Source organism: Streptomyces sp. NBC_00239 (assembly GCF_036194065.1).
Taxonomy (GTDB): Bacteria; Actinomycetota; Actinomycetes; order Streptomycetales; family Streptomycetaceae; genus Streptomyces.
The window spans coordinates 5,812,733-5,835,822 of sequence record NZ_CP108095.1 but is presented as its reverse complement, the minus strand read 5'-3'; the positions used below and the strand labels follow the sequence as shown (position 1 = coordinate 5,835,822).

19 protein-coding genes and 1 riboswitch are annotated in these 23,090 nt (G+C 73.6%); of the genes, 4 read left to right on the top strand and 15 right to left on the bottom strand.

Features of this window, described 5'->3' with window-relative positions; translation table 11 throughout:
* Positions 1 to 45: 45 nt before the first annotated feature.
* The 5 genes from OG764_RS25630 to OG764_RS25610 form a co-directional block, all read right to left on the bottom strand.
* Positions 46 to 987 carry an ROK family glucokinase gene (locus OG764_RS25630; protein ID WP_328970777.1) on the bottom strand — a complete coding sequence of 314 codons (942 nt, stop codon included), beginning with the start codon at positions 985 to 987 and terminating at the stop codon, positions 46 to 48.
* A gap of 61 nt (positions 988 to 1,048) precedes the next feature.
* Positions 1,049 to 1,522 (bottom strand): DUF5304 domain-containing protein, encoded by a 474-nt coding sequence (locus OG764_RS25625; protein ID WP_328970776.1) that lies wholly within the window; start codon positions 1,520 to 1,522, stop codon positions 1,049 to 1,051.
* Between the two features lie 79 nt (positions 1,523 to 1,601).
* Entirely contained in the window at positions 1,602 to 2,735 is a 1,134-nt protein-coding gene (locus tag OG764_RS25620; RefSeq protein WP_328970775.1) for an ArsA family ATPase, read from the bottom strand.
* A gap of 364 nt (positions 2,736 to 3,099) precedes the next feature.
* Positions 3,100 to 3,537: an SRPBCC family protein gene (locus OG764_RS25615; RefSeq protein WP_328970774.1), complete on the bottom strand. Its 438-nt coding sequence runs from the start codon at positions 3,535 to 3,537 to the stop codon at positions 3,100 to 3,102.
* A gap of 81 nt (positions 3,538 to 3,618) precedes the next feature.
* On the bottom strand, positions 3,619 to 4,401 hold the full coding sequence (locus OG764_RS25610; protein WP_328970773.1) for a metallophosphoesterase family protein: 783 nt from the start codon (positions 4,399 to 4,401) through the stop codon (positions 3,619 to 3,621).
* Positions 4,402 to 4,666: 265 nt separating this feature from the next.
* On the opposite strand from OG764_RS25610, the gene OG764_RS25605 reads away from it, so the two are divergent.
* Positions 4,667 to 6,463 carry an AMP-dependent synthetase/ligase gene (locus OG764_RS25605; RefSeq protein WP_328970772.1) on the top strand — a complete coding sequence of 599 codons (1,797 nt, stop codon included), beginning with the start codon at positions 4,667 to 4,669 and terminating at the stop codon, positions 6,461 to 6,463.
* Between the two features lie 35 nt (positions 6,464 to 6,498).
* Here the strand turns inward: OG764_RS25605 and OG764_RS25600 are convergent, their stop codons facing one another.
* Both OG764_RS25600 and OG764_RS25595 read right to left on the bottom strand, forming a co-directional pair.
* A complete protein-coding gene (locus OG764_RS25600) occupies positions 6,499 to 8,115 on the bottom strand; it encodes a GMC oxidoreductase (protein WP_328970771.1) in 1,617 nt (538 codons plus the stop codon).
* Between the two features lie 381 nt (positions 8,116 to 8,496).
* The gene (locus tag OG764_RS25595; RefSeq protein WP_328970770.1) at positions 8,497 to 9,639 is read right to left on the bottom strand and encodes a glycosyltransferase family 4 protein; all 1,143 of its coding nucleotides are present in this window, start codon (positions 9,637 to 9,639) and stop codon (positions 8,497 to 8,499) included.
* Between the two features lie 68 nt (positions 9,640 to 9,707).
* Here OG764_RS25595 and OG764_RS25590 point away from each other — a divergent pair, with 68 nt between their 5' ends.
* Complete coding sequence (locus tag OG764_RS25590; protein ID WP_328970769.1) at positions 9,708 to 10,967, top strand: glycosyltransferase family 87 protein; 1,260 nt, start codon at positions 9,708 to 9,710, stop codon at positions 10,965 to 10,967.
* On the opposite strand, the gene OG764_RS25585 is transcribed toward OG764_RS25590, so the two are convergent.
* The 5 genes from OG764_RS25585 to OG764_RS25565 all read right to left on the bottom strand — a co-directional run bounded on the left by OG764_RS25585 (position 10,853) and on the right by OG764_RS25565 (position 16,779).
* Positions 10,853 to 12,049 (bottom strand): hypothetical protein, encoded by a 1,197-nt coding sequence (locus OG764_RS25585; protein ID WP_328970768.1) that lies wholly within the window; start codon positions 12,047 to 12,049, stop codon positions 10,853 to 10,855. The two genes, OG764_RS25590 and OG764_RS25585, sit on opposite strands and share 115 nt — an antisense overlap.
* A gap of 522 nt (positions 12,050 to 12,571) precedes the next feature.
* Positions 12,572 to 13,612, bottom strand: a complete 1,041-nt coding sequence (locus OG764_RS25580) for a C40 family peptidase (protein ID WP_328970767.1) — start codon at positions 13,610 to 13,612, stop codon at positions 12,572 to 12,574.
* 235 nt (positions 13,613 to 13,847) lie between these two features.
* Positions 13,848 to 14,891, bottom strand: coding sequence for a C40 family peptidase (locus OG764_RS25575; RefSeq protein WP_328970766.1), 1,044 nt, complete (start codon positions 14,889 to 14,891; stop codon positions 13,848 to 13,850).
* A gap of 259 nt (positions 14,892 to 15,150) precedes the next feature.
* Positions 15,151 to 16,497 (bottom strand): NYN domain-containing protein, encoded by a 1,347-nt coding sequence (locus tag OG764_RS25570; protein WP_328973166.1) that lies wholly within the window; start codon positions 16,495 to 16,497, stop codon positions 15,151 to 15,153.
* 42 nt (positions 16,498 to 16,539) lie between these two features.
* Positions 16,540 to 16,779, bottom strand: coding sequence for a hypothetical protein (locus OG764_RS25565; protein WP_328970765.1), 240 nt, complete (start codon positions 16,777 to 16,779; stop codon positions 16,540 to 16,542).
* A gap of 144 nt (positions 16,780 to 16,923) precedes the next feature.
* Here OG764_RS25565 and OG764_RS25560 point away from each other — a divergent pair, with 144 nt between their 5' ends.
* Together OG764_RS25560 and OG764_RS25555 are read left to right on the top strand one after the other, a co-directional pair.
* Entirely contained in the window at positions 16,924 to 17,643 is a 720-nt protein-coding gene (locus tag OG764_RS25560; protein ID WP_328970764.1) for a rhomboid family intramembrane serine protease, read from the top strand.
* On the top strand, positions 17,640 to 17,921 hold the full coding sequence (locus OG764_RS25555) for an Lrp/AsnC family transcriptional regulator (protein ID WP_328970763.1): 282 nt from the start codon (positions 17,640 to 17,642) through the stop codon (positions 17,919 to 17,921). The genes OG764_RS25560 and OG764_RS25555 overlap by 4 nt, the downstream gene beginning before the upstream one ends.
* Before the next feature lie 783 nt (positions 17,922 to 18,704).
* On the opposite strand, the gene OG764_RS25550 is transcribed toward OG764_RS25555, so the two are convergent.
* The 3 genes from OG764_RS25550 to trpD all read right to left on the bottom strand — a co-directional run bounded on the left by OG764_RS25550 (position 18,705) and on the right by trpD (position 23,010).
* The gene (locus OG764_RS25550) at positions 18,705 to 20,129 is read right to left on the bottom strand and encodes an aminotransferase class V-fold PLP-dependent enzyme (RefSeq protein ID WP_328970762.1); all 1,425 of its coding nucleotides are present in this window, start codon (positions 20,127 to 20,129) and stop codon (positions 18,705 to 18,707) included.
* A gap of 312 nt (positions 20,130 to 20,441) precedes the next feature.
* Positions 20,442 to 20,558, bottom strand: a riboswitch (SAM riboswitch).
* Between the two features lie 177 nt (positions 20,559 to 20,735).
* The gene (locus tag OG764_RS25545; RefSeq protein ID WP_328970761.1) at positions 20,736 to 21,569 is read right to left on the bottom strand and encodes a hypothetical protein; all 834 of its coding nucleotides are present in this window, start codon (positions 21,567 to 21,569) and stop codon (positions 20,736 to 20,738) included.
* Positions 21,570 to 21,897: 328 nt separating this feature from the next.
* Entirely contained in the window at positions 21,898 to 23,010 is a 1,113-nt protein-coding gene (trpD, locus tag OG764_RS25540; protein ID WP_328970760.1) for an anthranilate phosphoribosyltransferase, read from the bottom strand.
* Between the last annotated feature and the right edge of the window lie 80 nt (positions 23,011 to 23,090).

Sequence of the window (23,090 nt, the reverse complement as noted above, 5' to 3'; positions counted from 1 at the left end):
CCGCCGCGGCCACAGGGGGCGCGACGGGCAGCGTGGAGAAGAAAATCAGCCCTGGCGGGCCAGGTCGGCGGCGCCGACGAGCCCGGCCTTGCCGCCGAGCTGCGCGGCGAGCACCTGCGCGTGCGGCCGCCACTGGCCGCCGATCAGCCAGCGCCGGAAGGACTTGCGGATCGGGTCGAGGACGAGTTCGCCCTCGTCGGAGACGCCGCCGCCGACGATGAACGCCGACGGGTCGAAGAGCGAGGCCAGGTCTGCGAGCCCGGCGCCGGCCCAGCGGGCCAGCTCGCGGAAGGAGTCCACCGCGACCTTGTCGCCCTGCCGGGCGGCCGCGCTGATGTGCTTGCCCTCGATGCCTTCGACGGTGCCGTCGCCGAGGCCGAGGAGGATCTCCGCGTGCTCGGGGGTGGCGTTGGCACGCTGCTTCGCGTACCGGACGAGCGCGCGCCCGGAGGCGTACTGCTCCCAGCAGCCCTGGCTGCCGCAGCCGCACAGCAGGCCGTCGGGGACGACCCGGATGTGGCCGAACTCGGCGGCCACGCCGAAGCGTCCGCGGCGCAGCTTGTTGCCGATGATGATGCCGCCGCCGAGGCCGGTGCCCAGCGTGATGCAGATGACGTCCTCGTGGCCCTGGCCGGCGCCGAAGCGGTACTCGCCCCAGGCTGCGCAGTTGGCGTCGTTCTCGACGACGACGGGGAGGCCGATGCGCTGCTCGACCTTGTCCTTGAGCGGCTCGTGGCGCCAGTTGATGTTGGGGGCGAACAGCACGGTGGCGCGCTTGTCGTCCACGTAGCCGGCCGCGCCGATGCCGACGGCCTCGATGGTGTGGCCCTTGCCGACTTCGGCGACGGCGGTGCCGATCGCGTCCGTCACGCCGTCGGGGGTCGGCGGGGTGGGCACCTTGTACGTCTCAAGGATGGTGCCCTCTTCGTCGACCACTCCGGCCGCGATCTTCGTGCCGCCGATGTCGACGCCGATGGTGAGTCCCATTAGTCCCTCGGTTTCCGGTCAAACCCCGCCACGGCCCACCGTACCCGAGGGCGGGGGCCGGTCAGTCGAGGTCGATGCGCTGCGACGGGCCGGTACCGCCGTCGTCGGGCCCGTCGTCGTTCCCGGTGTCCGGGCCGCCGTCCTGCGGGCGCGGGCCGTCGGGGCCGCGGGTCCAGCGGCGCTCGTGGCCCTCGACCGCGGTCCGGTAGGCGGCGAGGAGTTCGGTGCCGGCGGCGGCGAGGTGGTCGAAGACCTGGGGGTTTCGCTCGATGACGGGCTCCACCGCGGACTTCGCCTGGTTGACGAACTGGCGTACGGCGCCCTGGGCGGCCGCCCCGAACAGCGGGTTGTTGAGCGCGGACACCTTGTCGGCGACCGCCTCGACCAGTTTGAACAGCTCCTCGGCGGCGCTGCCGGTGCTCCCGGCGCCGCCGCCCTGCTCCGCGCGGATCCGCGCCTGCTCGGCGGCGAGGTCCTCGGCGCAGGCCCGGGCCCAGGCGTCGTCGTCGGCGGGACGGTCGGTGGCCTCGCTCATGGGGGCTCCTGGGACGGCGGCGGGCTGGACCGCGGCGGGCTCTGTCACCTTCGACCGTACCCGAACGGGCGCACCGGGTTCAGCGGGCGGGCCACAGCGCGGGGTCGGGGGTGAAGCGGATGCTCAGCTCGCCGTCGCGCAGGGCGGCGCCGGAGACGGTGCAGCGGCGCAGCGCGGCCGGCAGGGAAACGATCCTTCGGAACGGTCCCGCCGTGAGGAGGAGTTCGTCGCCGCGCCGGACCAGGTCCAGCCCGTCCTTCGTGACGCCGGGCAGCGGGACCCGCCAGACCAGGACCCCGTCGGCGGCGCGCAGGTCCTCGACGTCCCACGGGGTGCGGGCGGCGGCCGTGCCGGGGCCGGGGTCGAGGAGGGCCAGGTCGGGGGCCTCCCGCGGGTCGCGGCCCAGGTGGGCGAGTTCCGCGACGGGGAGGTCCGCGGCGGCCCAGCCGGCCAGGCAGGCGTCCTGCTGGGCGGCCAGGCCCGCCAGCCACGGGTCGGCGGAGCCGGCGGAGCCGCGGGGCAGCACCCGGTTGGCGACGAGCAGGTCGAGGGGAAGCTGGTGGAGCGCGAGGGCGGTGACGGCGGCGCGGACCGCGTCGGCGCCAGCCGGTCCGGGTTCGGCGACCAGGCGGACGGCGGTGGTGTCCGCCTCGATCACCGCCTGGACCTCGGCCAACTCCTCGTGCCAGCGGGCGGCGGTCTCGTACAGCCACTGCGCGGGCATCGGCACCCCGGCGAGCTGGGCGAGGACCGGGCGCAGGGAGCGGGCGGCCTGCCGTTCGGCGGGGAGCAGGCGGCGCAGGTAGCGGCGCAGCTGGGCGGGGAGGGCGAGCAGATCGATCGCCTCGCGGACGGCGGGGAGGTCGGCGACGAGCAGGTCGTACGCGCCGCTCGCGGCGGCCCGGCGCAGGGCGCGGAGCAGGGCGAACTGTTCGGCGCCGGGCACCGCGGTCAGCTCCTCGGCCTGCAGCGGGCGGGCGCCCAGCAGGTCGAACACGGCGGAGCCGCGCTCTTGCAGGGCGACGATCTCCGCGCGGAAGCGGGCGTCGGGGTCGAGGTGGGAGACGTCCAGGAGCGGGTGCTCGGGCAGCTCGGGCAGCGCCCCGCCGACGAGCAGCACGCGCTCGCCCCGTGCGGCGGCGGCCAGGGCGGTGGCGGCGGCCACGGTGGTTCGGCCGGAGCCGCCGGGGCCGGTGACGAGGAGGGTGCGCATGCGGTGCTCACTTGCGTGGGGGGTGGACGTACGAAAGGACCTCCGGCCCGACCCGGCTGCCTACCCACGACCCCGGCCTTGCCGGTGCCCTGGCGCAATACCCAGCCTTGCCGGCGCTGCGTGCGGCAATCCCGGCCTCGCCGGTGCCCTGGGGCGCAACATCCAGCCTCGCCGGTGCCCTGGGGCGCAACCTCCAGCCTCGCCGGCGTTTGAGGCGCGGGGTTTGGGGCGGAGCCCCAAGACAACCCGGCTGACGCCGGGCACCGGGCTCCGCCCGGACCCGCTCCTCAAACGCCGGAGGGGCTCAAGGGTGCTAGCGCCGGAGGGGCTGGAGGGTGCCCCGAGGCCGGGCGGGGCGGGCCCGTCAGACGGATTCGACGCGCTTCTTGAGGCCGGCCAGGGCCCGGTCGATGATGACCTTTTCGGCCTTGCGCTTGATCATGCCCAGCATGGGGATCTTGACGTCGACGGTCAGCTGGTAGGTGACCTCCGTACGGTCACCGCCGAGCGCAGCGAGCCGGTACGACCCGTCCAGCACCCGCAGCATCTGCGACTTGACCAGCGTCCAGCTGACTTCGTCCGCCCCGGTCCACGTGTAGGCGAGCGTGTGGTCGTCCTTGATCGCACCCGCGTCGAGCAGCAGCCGCACCTGCTCCGCGCGCCCCGTCGCGTCGGTGGCCAGCACCTCGGCCTCCTTCACCTCTCCCGTCCACTCCGGGTAGCGGGCGAAGTCGGCGATCACGGCCATGACGTCGGCCGGGGCCGCCTCGATGGTGATGCTAGAGCTGGTGTGTTCCGCCATCGCTGCGGCTCCTCCAGAGGTGGGTTCGCGGGGAAGAAGCGCCGCGTGGCGCCGCGTGAAGGCTACCGCGCACCGCGCGGGTCACCACTCCAGGGCCCACGGCTGCCCGGTCGAGGCGAAGTGTCCGACGTTCACGCACTCGGTCGCCCCGATCCGCATCCGGCGGGCCATCGGCTGGTGGACGTGTCCGAAGAGCGCGTAGCGGGGGCGGACCCGGTGGATCGCGTCCAGCAGCGCCGCGCTGCCGCGCTCGAAGCGGCGGGCGACGGTGTCGTAGCAGAGCTCGGGGACCTCGGGCGGAATGTGGGAGCACAGGACGTCGACCTCGCCGAGCGCCTCGACCTTGGCCGCGTAGTCGTCGGGGTCCACCTCGTAGGGGGTGCGCATCGGGGAGGGCAGGCCGCCGCCGACGAAGCCGAAGACGAGGCCGCCGATCTCGACGCGCTCGCCGTCGAGCACGGTGGTGCCGGGGCGGGCGTACTCGGGCCACAGGTCGGGGATGTCCACGTTGCCGTACGTGGCGTAGGTGGGGGTGGAGAAGGCCGCGAACATCTGTGCGTACTGGCGGCGCACCGCCTCCTCGATGAGGGCCTCGCGGTCGAGCCCGGCCCACAGCCGGGCGCCGAGCACGCGGGCCTCCTCGAAGCGGCGCTCGGTGCGCAGCTGCACGATCAGGTCGGCGTTCTCGACCCCGAAGAGGTCGGGGAAGATGCCGCGCGAGTGGTCCGCGTAGTCGAGGAAGAGGATGAGGTCGCCCAGGCAGATCAGGGCGTCGGCGCCGTCTCCCGCCCGGGCGAGGGCCTCGGTGTTGCCGTGGACGTCACTGACGACGTGGACTCGTGTGCGCTGCCTGGTACCACCCATGCGGATCACCCTAGGGCGGGCCGGGCACGGCCGGTAGGGGCGCTGGTGGCGGCGGCTGTGGAGCGCTCCGGCGGCCGTCGGGGCCGGGCGTCCTACCTGCGGTTACTTCCGAGTCCTCGACCGCGTCGACTACTGTCGGCCAGGAAAGGCCGCGGTATGTGACGCATGGAACATCTGGCCGGTTCCCTCTATCCGGAACCCACTACCGGTGGGTAACGTCCGGTCGGTCCGCATCGTGGCGATGGCGCCCAGAGGAGCAGCAGTCTTGCGCGAGTTCAGCCTTCCGGCTCTGTACGAGGTCCCGTCGGACGGGAACCTCACGGATCTCATCCGCCGCAATGCCGCTCAGCATCCCGACACCGCCGTCATGAGCCGCAAGGTCGACGGCGTGTGGCAGGACGTCACGGCCACCGAGTTCCTGGCGGAGGTCCGGGCCACCGCCAAGGGCCTGATCGCCGCCGGCGTGCAGCCCGGCGACCGGGTCGCGCTGATCTCCCGTACCCGCTACGAGTGGGTGCTGACGGACTTCGCGATCTGGGCCGCCGGCGCGGTGACCGTGCCGGTGTACGAGACCAGCTCCCCCGAGCAGATCCAGTGGATCCTCGGCGACTCCGGCGCGGTCGCGGCCGTGGTCGAGGGCCCCGGGCACCACGAGGCCGTCGCCGGCCTGCGGGACCGGCTGCCGGACCTGGCGCACGTGTGGGAGATCGACCGCGGCGGGATCGAGGAGCTGCGCGCCTCCGGCGCCGGCGTCTCCGACGAGCTGGTCGACGAGCGCAGCTCGCTGGCGAACGCCGACGACCCGGCCACCATCGTCTACACCTCCGGCACCACCGGCCGCCCCAAGGGCTGCGTGCTCACGCACCGCAACTTCTTCGCGGAGTGCGGCAACGTGGTGGAGCGCCTGAAGCCGCTGTTCCGCACCGGCGAGTGCTCGGTGCTGCTCTTCCTCCCGGCGGCCCACGTGTTCGGGCGGCTGGTCGAGGTGGCGTCGGTGCTCGCGCCGATCCGGCTGGGCTGCGTACCGGACATCAAGAACCTCACCGACGAGCTGGCGAGCTTCCGCCCGACGCTGATCCTCGGCGTGCCGCGGGTGTTCGAGAAGGTCTACAACTCGGCGCGCGCCAAGGCGCAGGCCGACGGCAAGGGCAAGATCTTCGACGCGGCTGCCGACACGGCCATCGCGTACAGCCGGGCGCTGGACACCCCGTCCGGCCCGGGGCTGGGCCTCAAGCTCAAGCACAAGCTCTTCGGCAAGCTGGTCTACAGCAAGCTGCACACGGTGCTGGGCGGGCGCGGCGAGTACGCGATCTCCGGCGGCGCACCGCTCGGCGAGCGCCTGGGCCACTTCTTCCGCGGCATCGGCTTCACCGTGCTGGAGGGCTACGGGCTGACCGAGTCCTGCGCGGCGACGGCCTTCAACCCGTGGGACCGGCAGAAGATCGGTACGGTCGGCCAGCCGCTGCCGGGGTCCGTGGTGCGGATCGCGGACGACGGCGAGGTGCTGCTGCACGGCGAGCACGTCTTCTCGGGGTACTGGCAGAACGAGACGGCGACCGCCGAGGCGCTGACCGACGGCTGGTTCCACACCGGTGACGTCGGCACCCTCGACGAGGACGGCTACCTCGCGATCACCGGCCGCAAGAAGGAGATCATCGTCACCGCGGGCGGCAAGAACGTCGCTCCCGCGGTGATCGAGGACCGGATCCGGGCACACGCGCTGGTCGCGGAGTGCATGGTGGTGGGCGACGCCCGGCCGTTCGTCGGCGCGCTGGTCACCCTGGACGAGGAGTTCCTGGGCCGCTGGGCCAAGGAGAACGGCAAGCCGGCCGATGCCACGGCCGTCTCGCTGCGTGAGGACGCGGACCTGCTCGCCGCCGTGCAGAAGGCCGTCGACGACGGCAACGCGGCGGTCTCCAAGGCCGAGTCGGTGCGGAAGTTCAGGATTCTCGGCTCCCAGTTCACGGAGGAGTCGGGCCACATCACGCCGTCGCTGAAGCTGAAGCGGAACGTGGTGGCGAAGGACTTCGCGGACGAGATCGAGGCCCTCTACCGCGGCTGACCGCGGCGCGCGGACTCCCCTTCCGGATCAGGCGGTCAGCGCGGATCCTCGGCGAGGACCCGTTCCAGATTGCGCTCGGCGAGCGCGGTGATGGTCACGAACGGGTTGACGCCGAGGGATCCGGGCACGAGCGAGCCGTCGGTGACGTACAGGTTCCGGTAGCCCTTCACCCGGCCGTACGCGTCGGTGGCCCGGCCGAGCACGCAGCCGCCCAGCGGGTGGTACGTGAAGGTGTCGGCGAAGGCCTTGTTGTCGCCGAAGAGGTCGTAGCGGTAGATCGTGAAGTTGGCCCGGTTGACGCGGTCGAAGAGGCGCTTGGCGGCCTGCACCGACGGGGTGTTCTGGTCGCGGGTCCAGTTCAGGCGGGCCGAGTCGGTGGCCGCGTCGTAGCGGAAGGCGCCGCGCTCCGGGTTCTTGGTGATCGCCAGGTACATCGAGATCCAGTGCTCCAGGCCCATGGGCAGCGGGGCGATCTCGGCGAAGACCGGGTTCGCCGCGTTGTCCCAGTCGTCGATGCCGAGGGCCGGCATGGTGGCCTGGCGGGCGCCGACGGTGTCCCACAGGTGGTTGGCGCGGGCGGTCATGACGTTGCCGTTGGGTCCCCAGCCGAGGCCGACCTCGGGGCTGAGCCCGGGCAGCGCGCCGGTCTCGCGGGCGCGCAGCAGGATCTCGGTGGTGCCGAGGCTGCCGGCGCCCAGGAACAGCTGCCTGCAGCCGAGTTCGCGGGTTTCGACCACGCGGCCGGTGAGGTCGATGCGGCTGACGGTGAGCACGTAGGTGCCGTCGGGCTCCTGGCGGACGGCGGTCACCCGCTGGAGGGTCTCGATGGTGACGTTCCCGGTGCCCAGTGCGGCGGCCAGGTAGGTCTTGTCCAGGCTCTGCTTGCCGTGGTTGTTGCCGTAGATGACCTCGCCCGCGAGCGCCGACCGGACGGCGGTGCCGGCCGCCTCGCGCTGCATGTAGCCGAAGTCGTAGACGTTCGGGACGAAGACGGTCTTCAGTCCGGTGTTGGCGGCGTGCTTGCGGGAGATCCGGGCGAAGCGGTACCACTCGGTGGACTCGAACCAGGCCGGGTCGATGTCGTTGACGCCGAGCATCCGGCGGGCCCGCGGGAAGTACGTGCCGTACATGTCGTCGGCGTTCACCCCGGGGAAGACCTCGGAGAAGTACGCGCGCCGGGGCGTGGGCGCCATGCCGCCGTTGACGAGGGAGCCGCCGCCGACGCCGCGGCCGACGTACACGGACATGTCGCCGTGGTTCACGCGGTCGAGGACGCCCGGGTAGGGCGAGATGTTCCTGTTGACGACGTCGAGCCAGAGGAACTGGGCGAGCGGGGCCTCGGTGCGGGTCCGGAACCACATCGAGCGCTGGTCGGGCGCCGAGGTGGACGGGAAGACCTTGCCGTCGGGCCCGGCGGAGTCCCAGAGCCGGCCCATCTCCAGGACGACGGTGCGTACGCCGGCCGCGCCCAGGCGCAGGGCGGCGACGGCGGAGCCGTATCCGGAGCCGACGACCACGGCGGGGGCGTGGTCGCGGGTCGCGGGCTCGGCGGCGGCCGCCGATTCCAGGCCGATTCTGGTGAACCCGAGCGCAGCGGCCGTCTGCAGGGCGCCGAGACCCAGCAGGTGACGGCGCGTCAGATGAGGTGTCATGGCCGCATCATGAGCGGAATCCAGCCGTCCGCCCAGATGCGGCGTTGACAGACATCTGAGTGACAGTCAGATACGTCGCACGCCCCCCGGCCCCCGGGGGTACCCCCGGACCGAGTCTGGCGGAGTTCGACGAGCGGGGTCCGCGACGGAACCCCGGCTGCCGACCCCCAGCCTCTCCGGCGATTGAGGAGCGGGGCCCGGGGGCGGAACCCCGGCTCCCGACCCCCAGCCTCTCCGGCGATTGAGGAGCGGGGTCCGGGGCGGAGCCCCGGTTACGGGAAGGGGCGGGGAGGGGAACAGCCCCGCGCAGCGGCCCCCGGACGTGCCGGCCGACCGGCGACCGCGGGACGGCAGCCGGCACGACCCGACCCGACCCGCGGGTCAGAGCAGGTCGCGCAGCCGCTCCGCCAGCAGATCCCAGCGCCACTTCTCCTCGACCCAGGCGCGCCCCCGCTCGCCCATCCGGGAGCGCAGCTCCGGGTCCTGGAGGAGGCTCACGATCCGGTCGGCGCTCTGCTCGGCGTCACCACCGCGCACCACCCAGCCGGTCTCCCCGTCCAGCACCGCGTCCGGCGCACCGCCGGAGTCGCCCGCCACCACCGGCAGACCGGTCGCCGACGCCTCCAGGTACACGATGCCCAGGCCCTCCACGTCCAGGCCGCCGCGCCGGGTCCGGCAGGGCATCGCGAACACGTCGCCCGCCCCGTAGTGCGCCGGCAGCTCCGCCCACGGCACGGCGCCCGTGAAGCGCACCGAGTCCCCGACGCCCGTCTCGGCCGCGAGCCGGCGCAGGTCCTGCTCGTACGGGCCGCCGCCGACGATCAGCAGCACCGCGTCCGGCACCTCGGCCAGGATCCGCGGCATGGCCAGGATCAGCGTGTCCTGGCCCTTGCGCGGCACCAGCCGCGACACGCACACCACCACGGGCCGGTCGGTCAGGCCCAGCCGGGCGCGCACCTCGGCGCCGCCGGACTCCGGGTGGAAGGTCTTCTCGTCGACGCCCGGCGGCAGCTGCACCATCCGGGCCGCCGCACGGTCCGTCAGCGCGCCCGCGATCCGGGACCGGGTGTACTCACCCAGATAGGTGATCGTGTCCGTGCCCTCGCCGATCCGGCGGAGCAGCTGCCGGGCGGCGGGCAGCTGCGCCCAGCCCGCCTCGTGCCCGTGCGAGGTGGCCACCAGCCGCTTCGCACCGGCCCGGCGCAGCGCCGGGCCCATCAGCCCGAGGGGGGCCGCCGCGCCGAACCACACCGACTCGCAGCCGTGCGCGCGCAGCAGCCCGGCGGCCTTCCGGGTGACCGCGGGCGTGGGCAGCAGCATCGTCGTACGGTCCCGGACCACCCGGAACGGCTGCTCGGCGTCGAAGGCGGCGGTCGCCTCCCGGCCCTCGGCGCCGCGCTTCCACGTGGAGGCGTAGACGACGACCTGCTCGGGGTCCAGGCGCAGTGCCATGTTGTGCAGGAAGGCCTGGATGCCGCCGGGGCGGGGCGGGAAGTCATTGGTCACGATCAGCGTCTTGTGCATCGTCTGCGACAGTACCGAACGGCCGCGCCTGATCGCTGCGGGCCCCTTCCGACCGGCATCATGGCGCGATGCTCATCACCGCGTGGACCGCGAGCCGGGCCGTGCTGCTGCTCTGCGTCTTCCGGGTGCTCGTCGTACCCGGTCCGGACGTCACCACCGACGTCCACGTGATCTACCAGGGTTGGTACCAGGTGCTCCGCACCGGCACGTTCCCGCTGGACGACGTCACCTGGCAGTACCCGCCGGGCGCGGCGCTCGCGATCCTCTCCCCCGCCCTCCTGCCCTTCCTCGGCTACGCGGCCGCCTTCTTCGCGCTCTGCCTGGCCGCCGACGCGCTGGTCACCTGGCTGCTGGTCCGCGAGGGCCGCCGGACCGGGCGGCGGCGCCTGGGCGCCTGGGCGTGGACCACGGGCCTGCCTCTGCTGGGCCCCACCGGGTACGCCCGCTACGACCTGATGGTCACGGCGGTCGCGGTGGCCGCGCTCCTGCTGCCGCGGGCCCGCGGGCCGCTGGTGGGGCTGGGCGCGCTGCTCAAGGTGTGGCCGGCGCTGCTGCTCGCCGGCGTGCGCGGCCGCCGCACCCCGGCTGCGGCGGCGGCCACCGGCGCCGCGCTGCTGCTCGGCCTCGTGCTGGCGATGCCGGGGGCGCTGTCGTTCCTGACCTTCCAGCGGGACCGCGGCACCGAGGTGGAGTCGCTGGGCGCGATGGTCTTCCACGTGGCACGGTGGCACGGCTGGTCGGGACGGGTGCAGCTGAACTACGGCTCGGTGGAGTTCCTCGGCCCGTACGTGCCCCTGGTCAGCCGGGCCGCGCTGGCGCTGACCGCGGTGGCCCTGGGGTGGCTCGTGTACTGGCGGCTGCGGGCCCGGGTGTTCGGCGAGCACACGGTGGCGGACGCGGCGCTGACCGCCGTGCTGCTCTTCACGACGACCAGCCGGGTGCTCAGCCCGCAGTACCTGGTGTGGCTGGTGGGGCTGGCCGCGGTGTGCCTGACGCTGCGCTCCACGCGCATGGAGCGGCCGGCGCGGCTGGTCCTGCTCGCCGCTCCGCTGACGCTGCTTGAGTTCCCGGTCTGGTTCTCCGGGGTGGTGCACGGCGACTGGCCGGGCGTGACGGCGCTGTTCCTGCGCAACGCGCTCCTGGTCGCGGCCACCCTCACGGCGTGCCGGGCACTGTGGCGCGACACGGTGCCCGGCGCCCGGGCCGCCCCCGGTCAGCCGAACAGCTCGCGCAGGTACGCCCGCCAGGACGCGGTGAACTCCCGCTCGTCGGTGCCGAGCACCGACGCGAAGGCCGCCGCCGGGGAGGACCGCGACACCGCCGCGTAGAAGTCGGCCGGGGCCCGCTCGCCCCACCGCTGCGCCATCATCCGGCAGGCCAGCCAGGCCCCTTCGTACGAGGCGGCCAGCGCGTCCGCGTCGCCGCCGAAGGCGAAGTCCCGGTCGGCCGGCAGGGCGCCCGGCGGATCGCCGCGGCGCACGGCGCGCGCCAGCGCCGGCGCCGCCTCCTCGGGCGTCCGCCCGCTCCCCCGGTACGCGGCCCAGTCCGCGAACCCCTCGGACAGCCACAGCGGGGTCGCGGCCGAGGTCGCCGCCCGGGTCGCGACGTGCGTGACCTCGTGGGCGAGCACCACCCGGCGGCCCAGCGCGCCGAGCTCCCCGTACGCCTGCGGGTTGACGGTCACCCGGTCCGCCGGGACCGGGCCGTCGCCGACCCGGCCGGTGGTCACGGCCGCCATCCCCCGGTACGTGGCCGGCGGCTCGCCGAGCAGCGCCGCCATCGCGTCCAGCGAGCCGGGCACCAGGACGACGGCCTTGCGGGCCCACGGGCGCGGCCAGGCCGCCGACGCCGCCGGAACGGCCCGCTCCGCCGCGGCCGAGACGTCCGCGAGGAGTTCCCGGCGGGCGGCGCCGCCGCCCTCGACGCCCAGGACCAGGCTGTGCGCGCCGCGCACGGCGGTCACCCGGCCCTGGTCCCACAACTGGGGGTGCGCGCCGGGGCCGGGCCGGTCGGCGACGATCCGCCAGCGGCCGCCGGTACGGGCGAGTTCGAGGTCCCGGGCGGTGGTCGCGGGGACGGTGTCGTACCCGGCGAGCCGGTAGCGGAGCTCGGCCGCGGCGAAGGCCCGGCCGCCGCCTTCCGTACGCAGCGAGGTGAGGGCGTACTCCCAGGAGTCCAGGGGCAGCGCGGCCGGCCGGGCGAAGTCCTGCCGGGCGGTGGGCCGGGCGTCCTCGGCGAGGTACCCCGCCGCGTCGCGGGCGAGCAGCGCGGCCGACCACCGGCCGAGCACCGCCCGGACCTCCCCCCGCTCGCCGCCGTCCGACCCCGCGGTTCCGGCACACCCGGTGAGGGCCAGAGCGAGCACCACCGCGATCGCCGCCCGCCCCACCCCACGCCGCTCTGCCGCCACACCCCGATCGTACGTCCGCCCCCCGGGCCCCCTCGCCGGCGCCCTGCGGTGCGACGTCCAGCCCCGCCGGTGCCCCGGGGCCCAACCCCCAGCCCCGCCGGTGCCCCGGGGCCCAACCCCCAGCCCTTGTCGGCGCTACGTGCGGCAATCCCAGCCTCGCCGGTGCCCTGGGGTGCAACTTCCAGCCCTTGTCGGCGCTACGTGCGGCATCCCAGCCTCGCCGGCGCCCCGGGGCGCAACCCCCAGCCTCGCCGGTGCCCCGGGGCACAACATCCAGCCTCGCCGGCGTTTGAGGCGCGGGGTTTGGGGCGGAGCCCCAAGAACAACCCGGCTCCGCCGGGCACCGGGCCCTGCCCGGACCCGCTCCTCAAACGCCGGAGGGGCTGAAAGGTGCGGGGGGGGGTTACCGGGCTCCGCCCGGACCCGCGCCTCAAACGCCGGCGGGGCTGGATGTTGCCGCCCAGGCGGGCTGTGCCGCCCGGGCACCGGGAAGGCGGGCTGGGGGCGGTGCGGGCGGGCGGGTCAGACGCGGGTGATCGCGGAGACCGGCATCATCCCGACGGGGTCATACCGCACCGGCGCCCCCGGATACGGCGCGTGCACGACCTGGCCGTTGCCGACGTACATGCCCACATGGCTCGCATCGGACCGGTACGTGACGAGGTCACCGGGGCGGGCCTCGGAGAGGGACACGTGCCGACCCGCGTGCCGCTGCGCCTGCGAGGTGCGCGGCAGCGCGACACCCGCCTGCCGGTACGACCAGACCATCAGCCCGGAGCAGTCGAAGCCGGAGGGACCCGTGGCACCCCAGACGTACGGGCGCCCGACGGCGGCCCGCGCGGCCGCCACGGCGGCCGCGGCCCGGCCCGACGGCGCGCCCGCACCGGACAGTTCGGGCATCGCCATCGACTGGCCACGGTCGGAGGACCGGTTCGCGCGCTCGAACGCCGCCCGCTCCTCGGTCGGCATCGCGTTCAGGATCCGCCGCGCCGCGGCCAGCTTCGCCGTGACCGCGCGCTTCTGGCGGGCCACGTCGGCGCGCAGCGCGTCGAGCTCGGCCAGCTTGTGGGAGGCCTCGTGGCGCTGCTGGGCGAGTTCGCGCTGGGCCTCGCGGAGTTCGGCGAGCTTGCCGGTCTGGCGGCTGGTCAGCCGGTCCAGGGCGGCGGCCTTCTCCAGGTAGTGGTCGGGGTCCTCGGACAGCATCAGCTCGACCGCGGGGTCCACCCCGCCGGACCGGTACTGGGCCCCGGCGTAGCTGCCGAGCAGGCCCCGCATGGTGTTGATCCGGTCCTGGCCGCGGGCCACGGCGTCCTGCACGCGGCGGATCTCGGCGCGCACCCGGGCGGCCTTCTCACCGGCCTCGTTGAAACGCTCGGTGGCCTGCTCGGCCTCCTCGAAGAGCCGGTCCACCCGCGCCCGGGCGCTGTCGGCCGGGTCGTGCGGCGCCGCGCTCGCGGGGGCGGCGGCCAGAGCGGCCGCCGCGGTGGCAGCGGCGGCGGACAGGACCGTGATCGTGGTGCTGCGGTCCGCGCCCGATGACACGGGCCGGCGATGGGACGTCACAGGAAGCCCCACTCCCTTCCGCGGTGCGGGCCCCGTGTCCGCCCCCGTGGACGGCCGTGTCCGGGTGCCGCGCTGGCCGACAGTAGCCCCGGGAGCACACCCCCACCAAAGACCCCAGCAGCCACAGAGAGTGACGCCCCGCCGGAGAACACAGGTCACCGGCGGGGCGCGAGGTCAGCGAAAGGCGCGTTAATTCGCCCGGATGGGCGGTGTCGGCGTGTGGGGACCGAGGAGGTCAGCCCCCGACGCGGACGCCGAACTGGAACGGCATGTTGTCCATCGACTCGTACTTGACGCCGCTGCGCGGGTTCGAGGCGTGCAGCGTCATGTTGTTGCCCGCGTACAGGCCGACGTGGTGCAGGTCGCCGTAGAAGAAGACGAGGTCGCCGGGCTGGAGCTCGCTGCGGCCGATCCGCTTGCCGTCGTTGACCTGCGTGAAGGTGACACGGCTGATGTCGACGCCGGCCTGCCGGTACGCCCACTGGGTCAGACCCGAGCAGTCGAAGGAGTTGGGGCCCTCGTTGCCGGAGATGTACGGGAAGCCGATCTTGGTCTGCGCGGCCGCGAGGGCGGCGCCGGCCCGGCCGGAGGCCTTGACGTTGCCGAGGTCGGGGCGCTCGCCGCCGCCACCGCCGCCGGCACGGCTGGCGCGGTTCTCCTGCTCGTCGAGCTTGGCCTTCTCCGCGGCGGTCAGGGTGTTGAGGAGGCGCTGCGCCTCGCCGAGCTTCGCCTGGACCTGCTTCTTCTTCTCGCCGAGTTCCTTGCGGGTCTCCGCGAGGTCCTTCAGCTTGCCGGCGGCCTCCTGGCGCTGCTGCGCGAGGGTCCGCTGCTTGGCCTGGATCTGGGTGACGGCGTCGGCCTGCTTGGCGCTCAACTGGTCGAGGACCGAGGCCTTCGACAGGTAGTCGTCCGGGTCAGCGGAGAGGAACAGCTGTATGGAGCTGTCCATGCCGCCGGAGCGGTACTGGGCGCTGGCCATCGAACCGAGCGTGGAACGCAGGTCGTTGAGCTCGCCCTGGCCGCGGGCGACCTTGTCCTGGAGCTGGCCGATCTGCTTTTCGAGCTTGGCCTGCTGCTCCTTGGCGGCGTTCCACTTCTCGGTGGCCTGCTCCGCCTGCTCGTAGAGGGCGTCGACCTTGGCCTTGACCTCACCCTTGCTCGGCTGCGCGGGGGCAGCGGAGGCCCCCTGGGAGGACAGGGCGACGGCCGCGGCGGCAGTAGCGGTGAGCACGGTCACACGAGCGCGGGTCGGCTGCTTGGGTCGACGGTGGGACGCCACGGGGGCGAGCTCCTTCTTCCTAGAGCCGCCGACCGGGACAACCCCGGAGAACACAGACTCGGCGGTCCTCCGCCCGTCACCCCGAATGGGTGATCAACCGCACGAAGGTTTGAGCCCAGACCCTAGTGACCTTCTTGTGATCAGTTCAAATCCTGTTGTGCAAAATCTCGCCGCTCGACCAGGTTATTTACGCACTCCGCACGCGCAGTAGCGGCCACTTGACCGTCTGTTCCGTGAAATCGGGCATTACACCCAGGAGTTACGAGATGCGCGAAAGCCGCTTCAGCAACAAGGCGGAAGCAACCGGACGCGCGCCCGATTTGGCCACGCCGTCGGCGACCTCGCGGTCGGTGGACACCACCACCACCGGGCGGCCCGCGGGCTCGGCCCGCACCAGCTGCCGGATCAACTCGTCCGCGGTCACACCGGGCTTGGAGAACAGCACCCGCACCCCGCGCGGCGGTGCGAGCAGCACCGGGGCGGCCAGCTCCGCGCCGTCGAAGACACAGGTCATCTCCGCGCCGGTCTGGGCGGCCAGCATCGACAGCCCGCCCAGCAACCGCAGCCGCTGCTTCTCCAGCGGCATGGTCGGGTAGCCGGTCTTGGTGACGTTGTAGCCGTCGACGACCAGGTGCACCTGCGGCAGCGCCAGCAGCTGGTCCAGGAGCGCCGGGTCGGTCTCCGACAGCGCCCGGGCCGCGATGTCCTTCGGCGTCATCCGTCCCGGCTCGACCGCGTCGACGGTCTCGGCGGGGCGCACCGACACCGGCGGCAGCGCCAGTTCGCGCCGCAGCCCCTGCGCCGACTCCAGCACGGTGTCGAGCAGCAGCCGCACCCGCATGTCCTCGACGCTGCGGCCCTCGCGGGTGGCCCGCCTGCTGGCCTCCAGGGCCGCCTCGGTCTCCGACAGCCGGGACTTGAGCCGTCGGCTCTCGCTCTCGGCGGAGGCCACCTGGTGGGCGGTCTCGGTGCGGATCACGTCGAGTTCCGCGGACGCCTTGCGCAGCGCCGCTTCGGCCCGCTTCACATCGCTCTGGGCGCTGCGCAGCTTGCGCTGAAGCGATTCCGCTTCCTTCCGGGCGGCCTCCAGCTCGTGCCGCAGGTGCTCGCCGCCGGACTTGTGCTGCTCGCGGACGGCGGCGAGTTCCTCGCGCAGCCGCTCCAGCTCCCGCTGCGCTTCTTCGCCCACCCGCTCGGCGTCGGCCCGCTGGGCCTCCTCACCGGCGGCGGCGACCAGCTTGACCCAGCCCGCCGGGCGCAGCACGTACGCGGCCGCCGCCACGTCGAGGGGGTCGGCGGCCGCGGGCGGCGCGCCGGAGTCCAGGGCGCCCGCCAGCTCCGGCTGGGCCTCCTTCAGCTTCTCCCCGATGCGCCCGCGGAAGACCGGGTCGCTCTCCAGCGCCGAGGCCATGGCGTTGCCGGCGAACTTGGCCCGCCGGGTCGGGGTGAACCGGGCGTACTGGCGCAGCTGCGCCGGAAGGTCGGCGAGCGTCAGTCCGCCGAAGGCGTCCGACACGAAGGCGACGACCCGGCGCCGTACGCCCTCGGGCAACGGTCGGTCGAGCGCCTCGGCGGCGTCGCCGGCGCCGCTTGCAGGCTCCACAATCCGTCACCCCTACCGTCAGAAACCATCCGTGCCGCGACTCCCTCAGGAGTCCGAGCCCGGCCTGTCCACGAGTTCGATCTGGTCCACCGCGTTGCACCAGCGGCAGCGGACCGACTCGATGGTCTCACTCACCACCTCACGCTCCTCGACCTTCGGCTCCCCGGCAAGGTCGAGGTGCACGTACTCCACCACCTTCGACGAACGGGTGACGTCGAACCGGGTGAGGTTGCCGCACAGCGTGCAGCGCCACCGGGTCGTGGCGGTCGGGAGGGGAACCGTCATCGGGAAGTCGTCTCCTTCAAGGCGCGTCCTGTGTACCGCTCGTAACCCTACGGCCTTCCGGCGTCCCCGCGCGGGCCCCCGTCCCGCATGCGAGACACGGCGGGGCAACCCGTCCCCTTCGCCCCCGTACGACATGCTCTGGTCATGATCGCTCCGGACCTGACCACGAAGCGGGGATCCGGCCCCGTGATCACCCACTCCCTGATCGCCGTCTGCTCCGTGATCTTCCTGATCGGCCCGCTGTCGGGCATGAATCCGCTGTACGGCACCGGGGACGAACTGCTCGCCGCCCAGACCGCCTACCTGCGCCGCTGGGGCGTGATCCCGGACGAGCTCTTCACCGTCACGGCCCGCACCGCCCTCACCCCCCTGACCGCACTGTTCGTCCACGGCAGCTGGCTGCACCTGCTGGGCAACATGCTCTTCCTGCACGTCTTCGGCGTGATGGCCGAGGAGCGGATGGGCCGCCTGGAGTTCACCGCGTTCTACCTGGTCTGCGGCTACCTCTCCCTCGTGGCCTACGCGGCCGCCAACGCGAACTCCGACCAGACGCTGGTCGGCGCGTCCGGTGCGATCTCCGGCGTGCTGGGAGCCTTCCTGCTGCTCTTCCCCCGCGCCCGCGTCACCAGCCTGTTCCCCTTCCTCTTCTTCCTCCCGCTGCGCTTCCCCGCGTGGATCGTGCTGGTGTTCTGGTTCGCCCTCCAGGGCCTGGCCGCCCACCGCGCCGGCAGCGGCCCCGGCGTCGCCTACCTGGCCCACCTGGTGGGCTTCGCCCTCGGCTTCGGCTACGCGTGGGTCCGCTACCGCCATACGACTAGAGTGAAGAACCCAGCCCCGGCCACCGAGGGAGACTTTCCACCGTGATCACCGCTCTTGTCCTCATCAAGACCAGCGTGGACCGGATCCCCGAGATCGCCGAGTCGATCGCCGCGCTGGAGAACGTCAGCGAGGTCTACTCCGTCACGGGTACGTACGACCTGATCGCCCTGGTCCGCGTCGCCCGCCACGACGACCTGGCCGACATCATCCCCGGCCGCATCAGCAAGATCCCCGGCGTCGAGGGCACCGACACGCACGTCGCCTTCCGCACGTACTCCCAGCACGACCTCGAAGCGGCCTTCGCCATCGGCCTCGACGCCTAGCACCGGTCCGCTGCGCTTGGCGGGCGGGTCCACGTGTCACGCCCGCGCCGGGCGGGGCGTACGTGCCCGGCTCCCGCCGCGGCTGTGCCCGTGCCGGGCGGGGCTTTCGTGTCCGGCTGACCGCCGGTGGGCGTTCCCGCGCTCCGCGCGGTGGTGTTCTCCCACCTGCTCCACCCGTACAGCGGCATCGAGTTGCCGAGGTTTCCAGTGGGGGCCGGGGCGCCGTCGGCGGCTGCCCGCGCCTCGATCGACGATTCGGGGCCGCTGAGCGGCTGGGACACGATTCGTTTCCGAGATCCCCCACCCTCCTCGCCCAGAGCAATCACCCCTCCACAAAACCGCAGGTCAGAGGCCTGAACCGCAGACGGTCCGGCTGCCGCCGAGACGAGTGGTGGGAGCAGCCATCCGACGCGTGCCTGTGTCCAGGCACGGACGGTCCGGCTGCCGCCGAGACGAGTGGTGGGAGCAGCGATCTGATGCGGGTCCTTCGCCCGGAGGGCGGGCCTAGCCGTCATCCCGCGCGCCTATCCACAAGGGAGTCGAAGGGTGGGCCGTCCCCCATGCCGCTTCTTCCCCCGGGGGGTGGTCGCAAGGCCTGGGGCCTTCCGGGGCGGGGCGTGGTGTCAAGGGTGGCCCGAAGGGCCATCGCGCAGCGACGCGACCGAAGGGAGCGCCCTTGACGCCACGACCCGACCCGGACGGACACTGGACTGGCGGGCAGCCACCGGAACCCTCACAACCCCGCCCGCCGACAACCCCCGCCCCCGCCCCCATCCCCACCCCTCACACCGCCGGCACGCACCTTCCGTCCTCCGTGCGGTACTGCCACCGGGCGCCGTCGGCGACGAGTTCGCGCACCGCGCCCACGAACCGCTCGACGTGCTCGTCCGGCGTGCCCGCGCCGAAGCTGACGCGGATGGCGTTCAGGGACCGCTCGCCCGGCGCGGCTTCCGGCGCACCGCACTCGCCCGGCTCCTGCGGCTCGCTGCCGAGGAGGGTCCGTACCAGCGGGTGCGCGCAGAACAGGCCGTCGCGTACTCCGATCCCGTACTCCGCGGACAGCGCGGCCGCGAAGTGGGAGCTGTTCCAGCCTTCGACCACGAAGGAGATGACGCCGACCCGCGGGGCGTCGTCGCCGAACAGCGAGAGGACCTTCACCTCGGGGACTTCCGCCAGCCCGGAGCGCACCCTGCGCACGAGCTCCTGCTCGCGGGCGACCAGGCCGTCGAAGCCGGCTTCGGTGAGCGCCCGGCAGGCGGCGGCGATGGAGTAGACGCCGATGACGTTCGGCGAGCCGGCCTCGTGGCGGGCGGCGGTGGTGTGCCACTCGACGTCCACGCCGCCGTCCTCGCGCCGGGCGACCTTGCGGGAGGCGCCGCCGCCGGCCAGGTACGGCTCCGCCGCCTGCAGCCAGTCGGAGCGTCCGGCCAGGACTCCGGAGCCGAAGGGCGCGTACAGCTTGTGGCCGGAGAAGGCCACCCAGTCCACGTCCAGCTCCTGTACGGACACAGGGTGGTGCGGGGCCAGTTGGGCGGCGTCGAGCACGATCCGGGCGCCGTGCGCGTGCGCCGCCGCGGCGAGTTCCCGTACCGGCCACAGCTCGCCCGTGACGTTGGACGCGCCGGTGACGCAGACCAGGGCCGGGCCGTAGGGGTCGCGGTCGGCGAGCGCCCGCTCCAGGGTGGCGACGGCCTGCCCGGGCGTCCGGGGGGCGTTGAGGTAGGTGACCCGGGCGTCGCGCCACGGCAGCAGCGAGGCGTGGTGCTCGGTCTCGAACACGAAGACCTGGCAGTCGGCGGGGAGCGCCTGGGCCAGCAGGTTCAGGCTGTCGGTGGTGGACCGGGTGAAGATCACCTGGTCGTCGGCGCGGCAGTCGAGGAACTCGGCGACCGTGACCCGGCTCTGCTCGAACAGGTCCGTCGACAGCTGCGAGAGGTACCCGGCGCCGCGGTGCACGCTGCCGTAGTACGGGGCGTACGCGGCCACGTCGTCCCAGACCCGCTGGAGGGCCGGCGCGCTGGCGGCGTAGTCGAGGGCCGCGTACGTGACTTCGCCGCCGGTGACGAGCGGCACCGTGACGTCGCGCCCCAGCACGGGCAACGGCTGCCCGGCACAAACGGACTCACCGGCGGCTTCGGAGGTGTCGGCGTGAACGGCGGCGGTGGCACGGGTGGCATCGGCGGAGGCGGAGTTCGGGTACGAGGACATGGCGGTATCTCCCGGCAGGCAGGTCTGAATGGCTTCGTGCGGCCCGTACGCGAGGACACCGCGGCGGGTACGCCGAACGCGGCACGCAGGTACGGGAGTTGCCTCGACACACAGACGGGGATCCGCCACCGAACCAAGACAGCTCTGCGCTGACGGGAAACGACGGAATCCACGGACGGGACGGGATGGACCGGACGAATCAGCCGCCCGACCCGGTCTGTGCGGAGGGGTGAAGAAAGGGCGCCAGGCGCCTATCGCATTCGCTTGCTCACGGAAACGCTCCTCGAGAGACCAGGATCCCTGGTGTCGAGGGATCCGCGCTTGCCGTAGACCTCGCTGCCTACGACCTGGTCATCACCCGGGGCACCCCGCCACGGAAGGAGGGTTGCCGGACAGCAAGCCGGGGCCTAAACGCTGTCACTCGTGACCTGGTCAGCATCCTGCCACATGATCCGCGGCCCGCAAGCGGCTGTCCGCATGCCGGACTTATAGGGCACCACCGGTGGCCGAATTCCGCCCGTCGACATCAGGCCACCCGGGGGGCGGGTCAGTCCACCCCGGCACCGGGGGGGTGGGCCAGACCACCCCGGCACCCCGGGGGCGGGGTCAGCCGCGCTCCCAGACCCGCACGCCGAGAGTGAGCGTCTGGGAGTCCGGCGCGTCCACCACCCGCGCGTAGCCGACGCGGCCGCCCTCCGTACCGAAGCAGGCCCGGTCCCCCACCCGTACGGACAGCCCGCGCCCGCCCGGCTGGCTGTTCAGCAGGGCGGCGCACTGCTGCCGGGTGGCAGCGCCGCCGCCGGTCCACGCGGCGAGCCCGTAGTTGCTGTACATCTCGTACGCCCCACGGATGGCGAGGTCGCCGACCGGCGCCCGGGACGGCGGCACGCCGTCCAGGAACCAGCCGCGGACCCCGGCGCTGCCGTCCAGGGTCAGACTGCCGCTCCACTGCTCACGCGCGGGCCGCGGAGCGGGGACGGGGGGCTCCACGGGCGGCGGGTCGGGCAGGGTCGGATCCGGCGGGTCCGGCGGGGCGTCGGGGGTCGGGGCGGGCGACGGCGGGGTCGGAGACAGGGAGGCCCTGGACGGGGACGGGGACGGGGAGGGCGGGTCGGACTCCTCGGACGACGAATCCGGCCCTCCGGCCGTCCCGCCCGCGGGCGGCGAGGACTGGGAGGGAAACGGCCGGGGAGACTCGGTCATGGCGGACGAATCGCCGTCCGGCGCGTTCATCACGACGACGAGGGTTCCCACCAGGCCGATCAGCGAGGCGAGGAGACTGCCGACGAGGGCGATGAGCGCCGCCTTCACCGAGGTGTCCTGCCTGCGGTACCAGGCGGCGAGCTTGCGCAGGCCACCACCGGCCCCCGGAGCCGGGCCGCCGGCCGGACCGCCACCGGAACCGCCACCCGAACCGCCGCCGGATCCTCCCGGCCCCAACGGACGCCCCCCGCCCGGACCAGGCCCCGGACCCCCGCCCAGACCCCCGCCCGGACCGCCCCCGGGCCCACCCTGAGGCGCGTGCTGATCGCCCATGTCTTCCCCCGCGAAGATGAGGCCAACGAGGGGTCAACTCTAGTCAGACCGAAGGCAGTTGCACCCGGAGATCACACAGCCCGGCGAGGCCGGGCAGACGACCGCAGCCGCCCGCCCACCCACCGCGTCACCGCACCACCGGATAACCGCGTCACCGGATCGCCGCGCCCCCGGAACCGGGAACCGGATCACCGCACCCCCCGCCCCCCGGAACCGGGAACCGGGAACCAGATCACCGATTGCTGCAAGCCACCCACCGCTCCAGCGCCGCGCGCGCCGCGCCGGAGTCGATGGCCTCGGCCGCCCGCGCGATCCCGCCGCGGATCCGCTCCTCCAGCGACCCCCCGCCGAGCGATCCCCCGCCCAGCGAGTCCGCCGCGTCCCCGCCGGAGGCATCCGCGTCCAGCGCCACCAGCGCCGCCGCCGAGTTCAGCAGGACCGCGTCCCGGACCGGGCCGGTCTCGCCGGCCAGCAGCCTGCGCGCCACGTCCGCGTTGTACGAGGCGTCCGCGCCGCGCAGCGCGGAGACGTCGACCAGGCCGATGCCGACGTCGCGCGGGTCGAAGGGCTGTTCCTGCACCTTGCCGTCGCGGACCCACCAGACCCGGGACGTGGCCGTCGTGGTCAGTTCGTCGAGGCCGTCGTCCCCGCGGAACACCAGGGCCGAGGAGCCGCGCTCCGCCAGCACGCCCGCCACGATCGGGGCCATCCGGGCGTCCGCGACGCCGGTGGCCTGGGCGCGCACCCGTGCCGGGTTGGTCAGCGGGCCGAGGAAGTTGAAGGTGGTGCGAATGCCCAGTTCCTTGCGGGCCGCGGCCACGAAGCGCAGGGCGGGGTGGAACTTCACGGCGAAGCAGAAGGTGATCCCGGCTTCCTCCGCCACCTCGGCCACCCGGGCCGGGGTGAGGTCCAGGTTGACGCCCAGCTTCTCCAGGACGTCCGAGGCGCCGCTCGCCGAGGAGGCGGCCCGGTTGCCGTGCTTGACGACCTTGGCGCCGGTCCCGGCGACCACCACGGCCGACATGGTCGAGATGTTGACGGTCTTCGCGCCGTCGCCGCCGGTGCCCACGATGTCCACGGTCCGGCCGGGCACCTCGATGAGGTTGGCGTGAGCGTACATCGCGCGCACCAGGCCGCTGATCTCGGCGACCGTCTCGCCCTTGGCCCGCAGGGCCACGGCGAAGCCCGCGATCTGCGCGTCCGTGGCCTCGCCGCGCATGATCCGGTCCATGGCCCACGCCGTCTCGTCGGCGGAAAGGTCGTTGCCGGTGAGCAGCGATTCGAGGACGACCGGCCAGGACCGGGCCGCCACGCTGTCGCCGCCGACCGGGGTCACAACGTTCATGGTCCACTCCTGGGTCCACAGCCGAATACGAAGGGCTTCAGCCTATCCAGCCGCCCGGGACGGCGAAGAGCCCCGTCCAT

Excerpts from the sequence above, each read along its gene's own strand:
- OG764_RS25630 (WP_328970777.1), bottom strand. The coding sequence starts at position 987 with ATGGGACTCACCATCGGCGTCGACATCGGCGGCACGAAGATCGCGGCC.
- OG764_RS25625 (WP_328970776.1), bottom strand. The coding sequence starts at position 1,522 with ATGAGCGAGGCCACCGACCGTCCCGCCGACGACGACGCCTGGGCCCGG.
- OG764_RS25620 (WP_328970775.1), bottom strand. The coding sequence starts at position 2,735 with ATGCGCACCCTCCTCGTCACCGGCCCCGGCGGCTCCGGCCGAACCACC.
- OG764_RS25615 (WP_328970774.1), bottom strand. The coding sequence starts at position 3,537 with ATGGCGGAACACACCAGCTCTAGCATCACCATCGAGGCGGCCCCGGCC.
- OG764_RS25610 (WP_328970773.1), bottom strand. The coding sequence starts at position 4,401 with ATGGGTGGTACCAGGCAGCGCACACGAGTCCACGTCGTCAGTGACGTC.
- OG764_RS25600 (WP_328970771.1), bottom strand. The coding sequence starts at position 8,115 with ATGACACCTCATCTGACGCGCCGTCACCTGCTGGGTCTCGGCGCCCTG.
- OG764_RS25595 (WP_328970770.1), bottom strand. The coding sequence starts at position 9,639 with ATGCACAAGACGCTGATCGTGACCAATGACTTCCCGCCCCGCCCCGGC.
- OG764_RS25590 (WP_328970769.1), top strand. The coding sequence starts at position 9,708 with ATGCTCATCACCGCGTGGACCGCGAGCCGGGCCGTGCTGCTGCTCTGC.
- OG764_RS25565 (WP_328970765.1), bottom strand. The coding sequence starts at position 16,779 with ATGACGGTTCCCCTCCCGACCGCCACGACCCGGTGGCGCTGCACGCTG.
- OG764_RS25560 (WP_328970764.1), top strand. The coding sequence starts at position 16,924 with ATGATCGCTCCGGACCTGACCACGAAGCGGGGATCCGGCCCCGTGATC.
- OG764_RS25550 (WP_328970762.1), bottom strand. The coding sequence starts at position 20,129 with ATGTCCTCGTACCCGAACTCCGCCTCCGCCGATGCCACCCGTGCCACC.
- trpD (WP_328970760.1), bottom strand. The coding sequence starts at position 23,010 with ATGAACGTTGTGACCCCGGTCGGCGGCGACAGCGTGGCGGCCCGGTCC.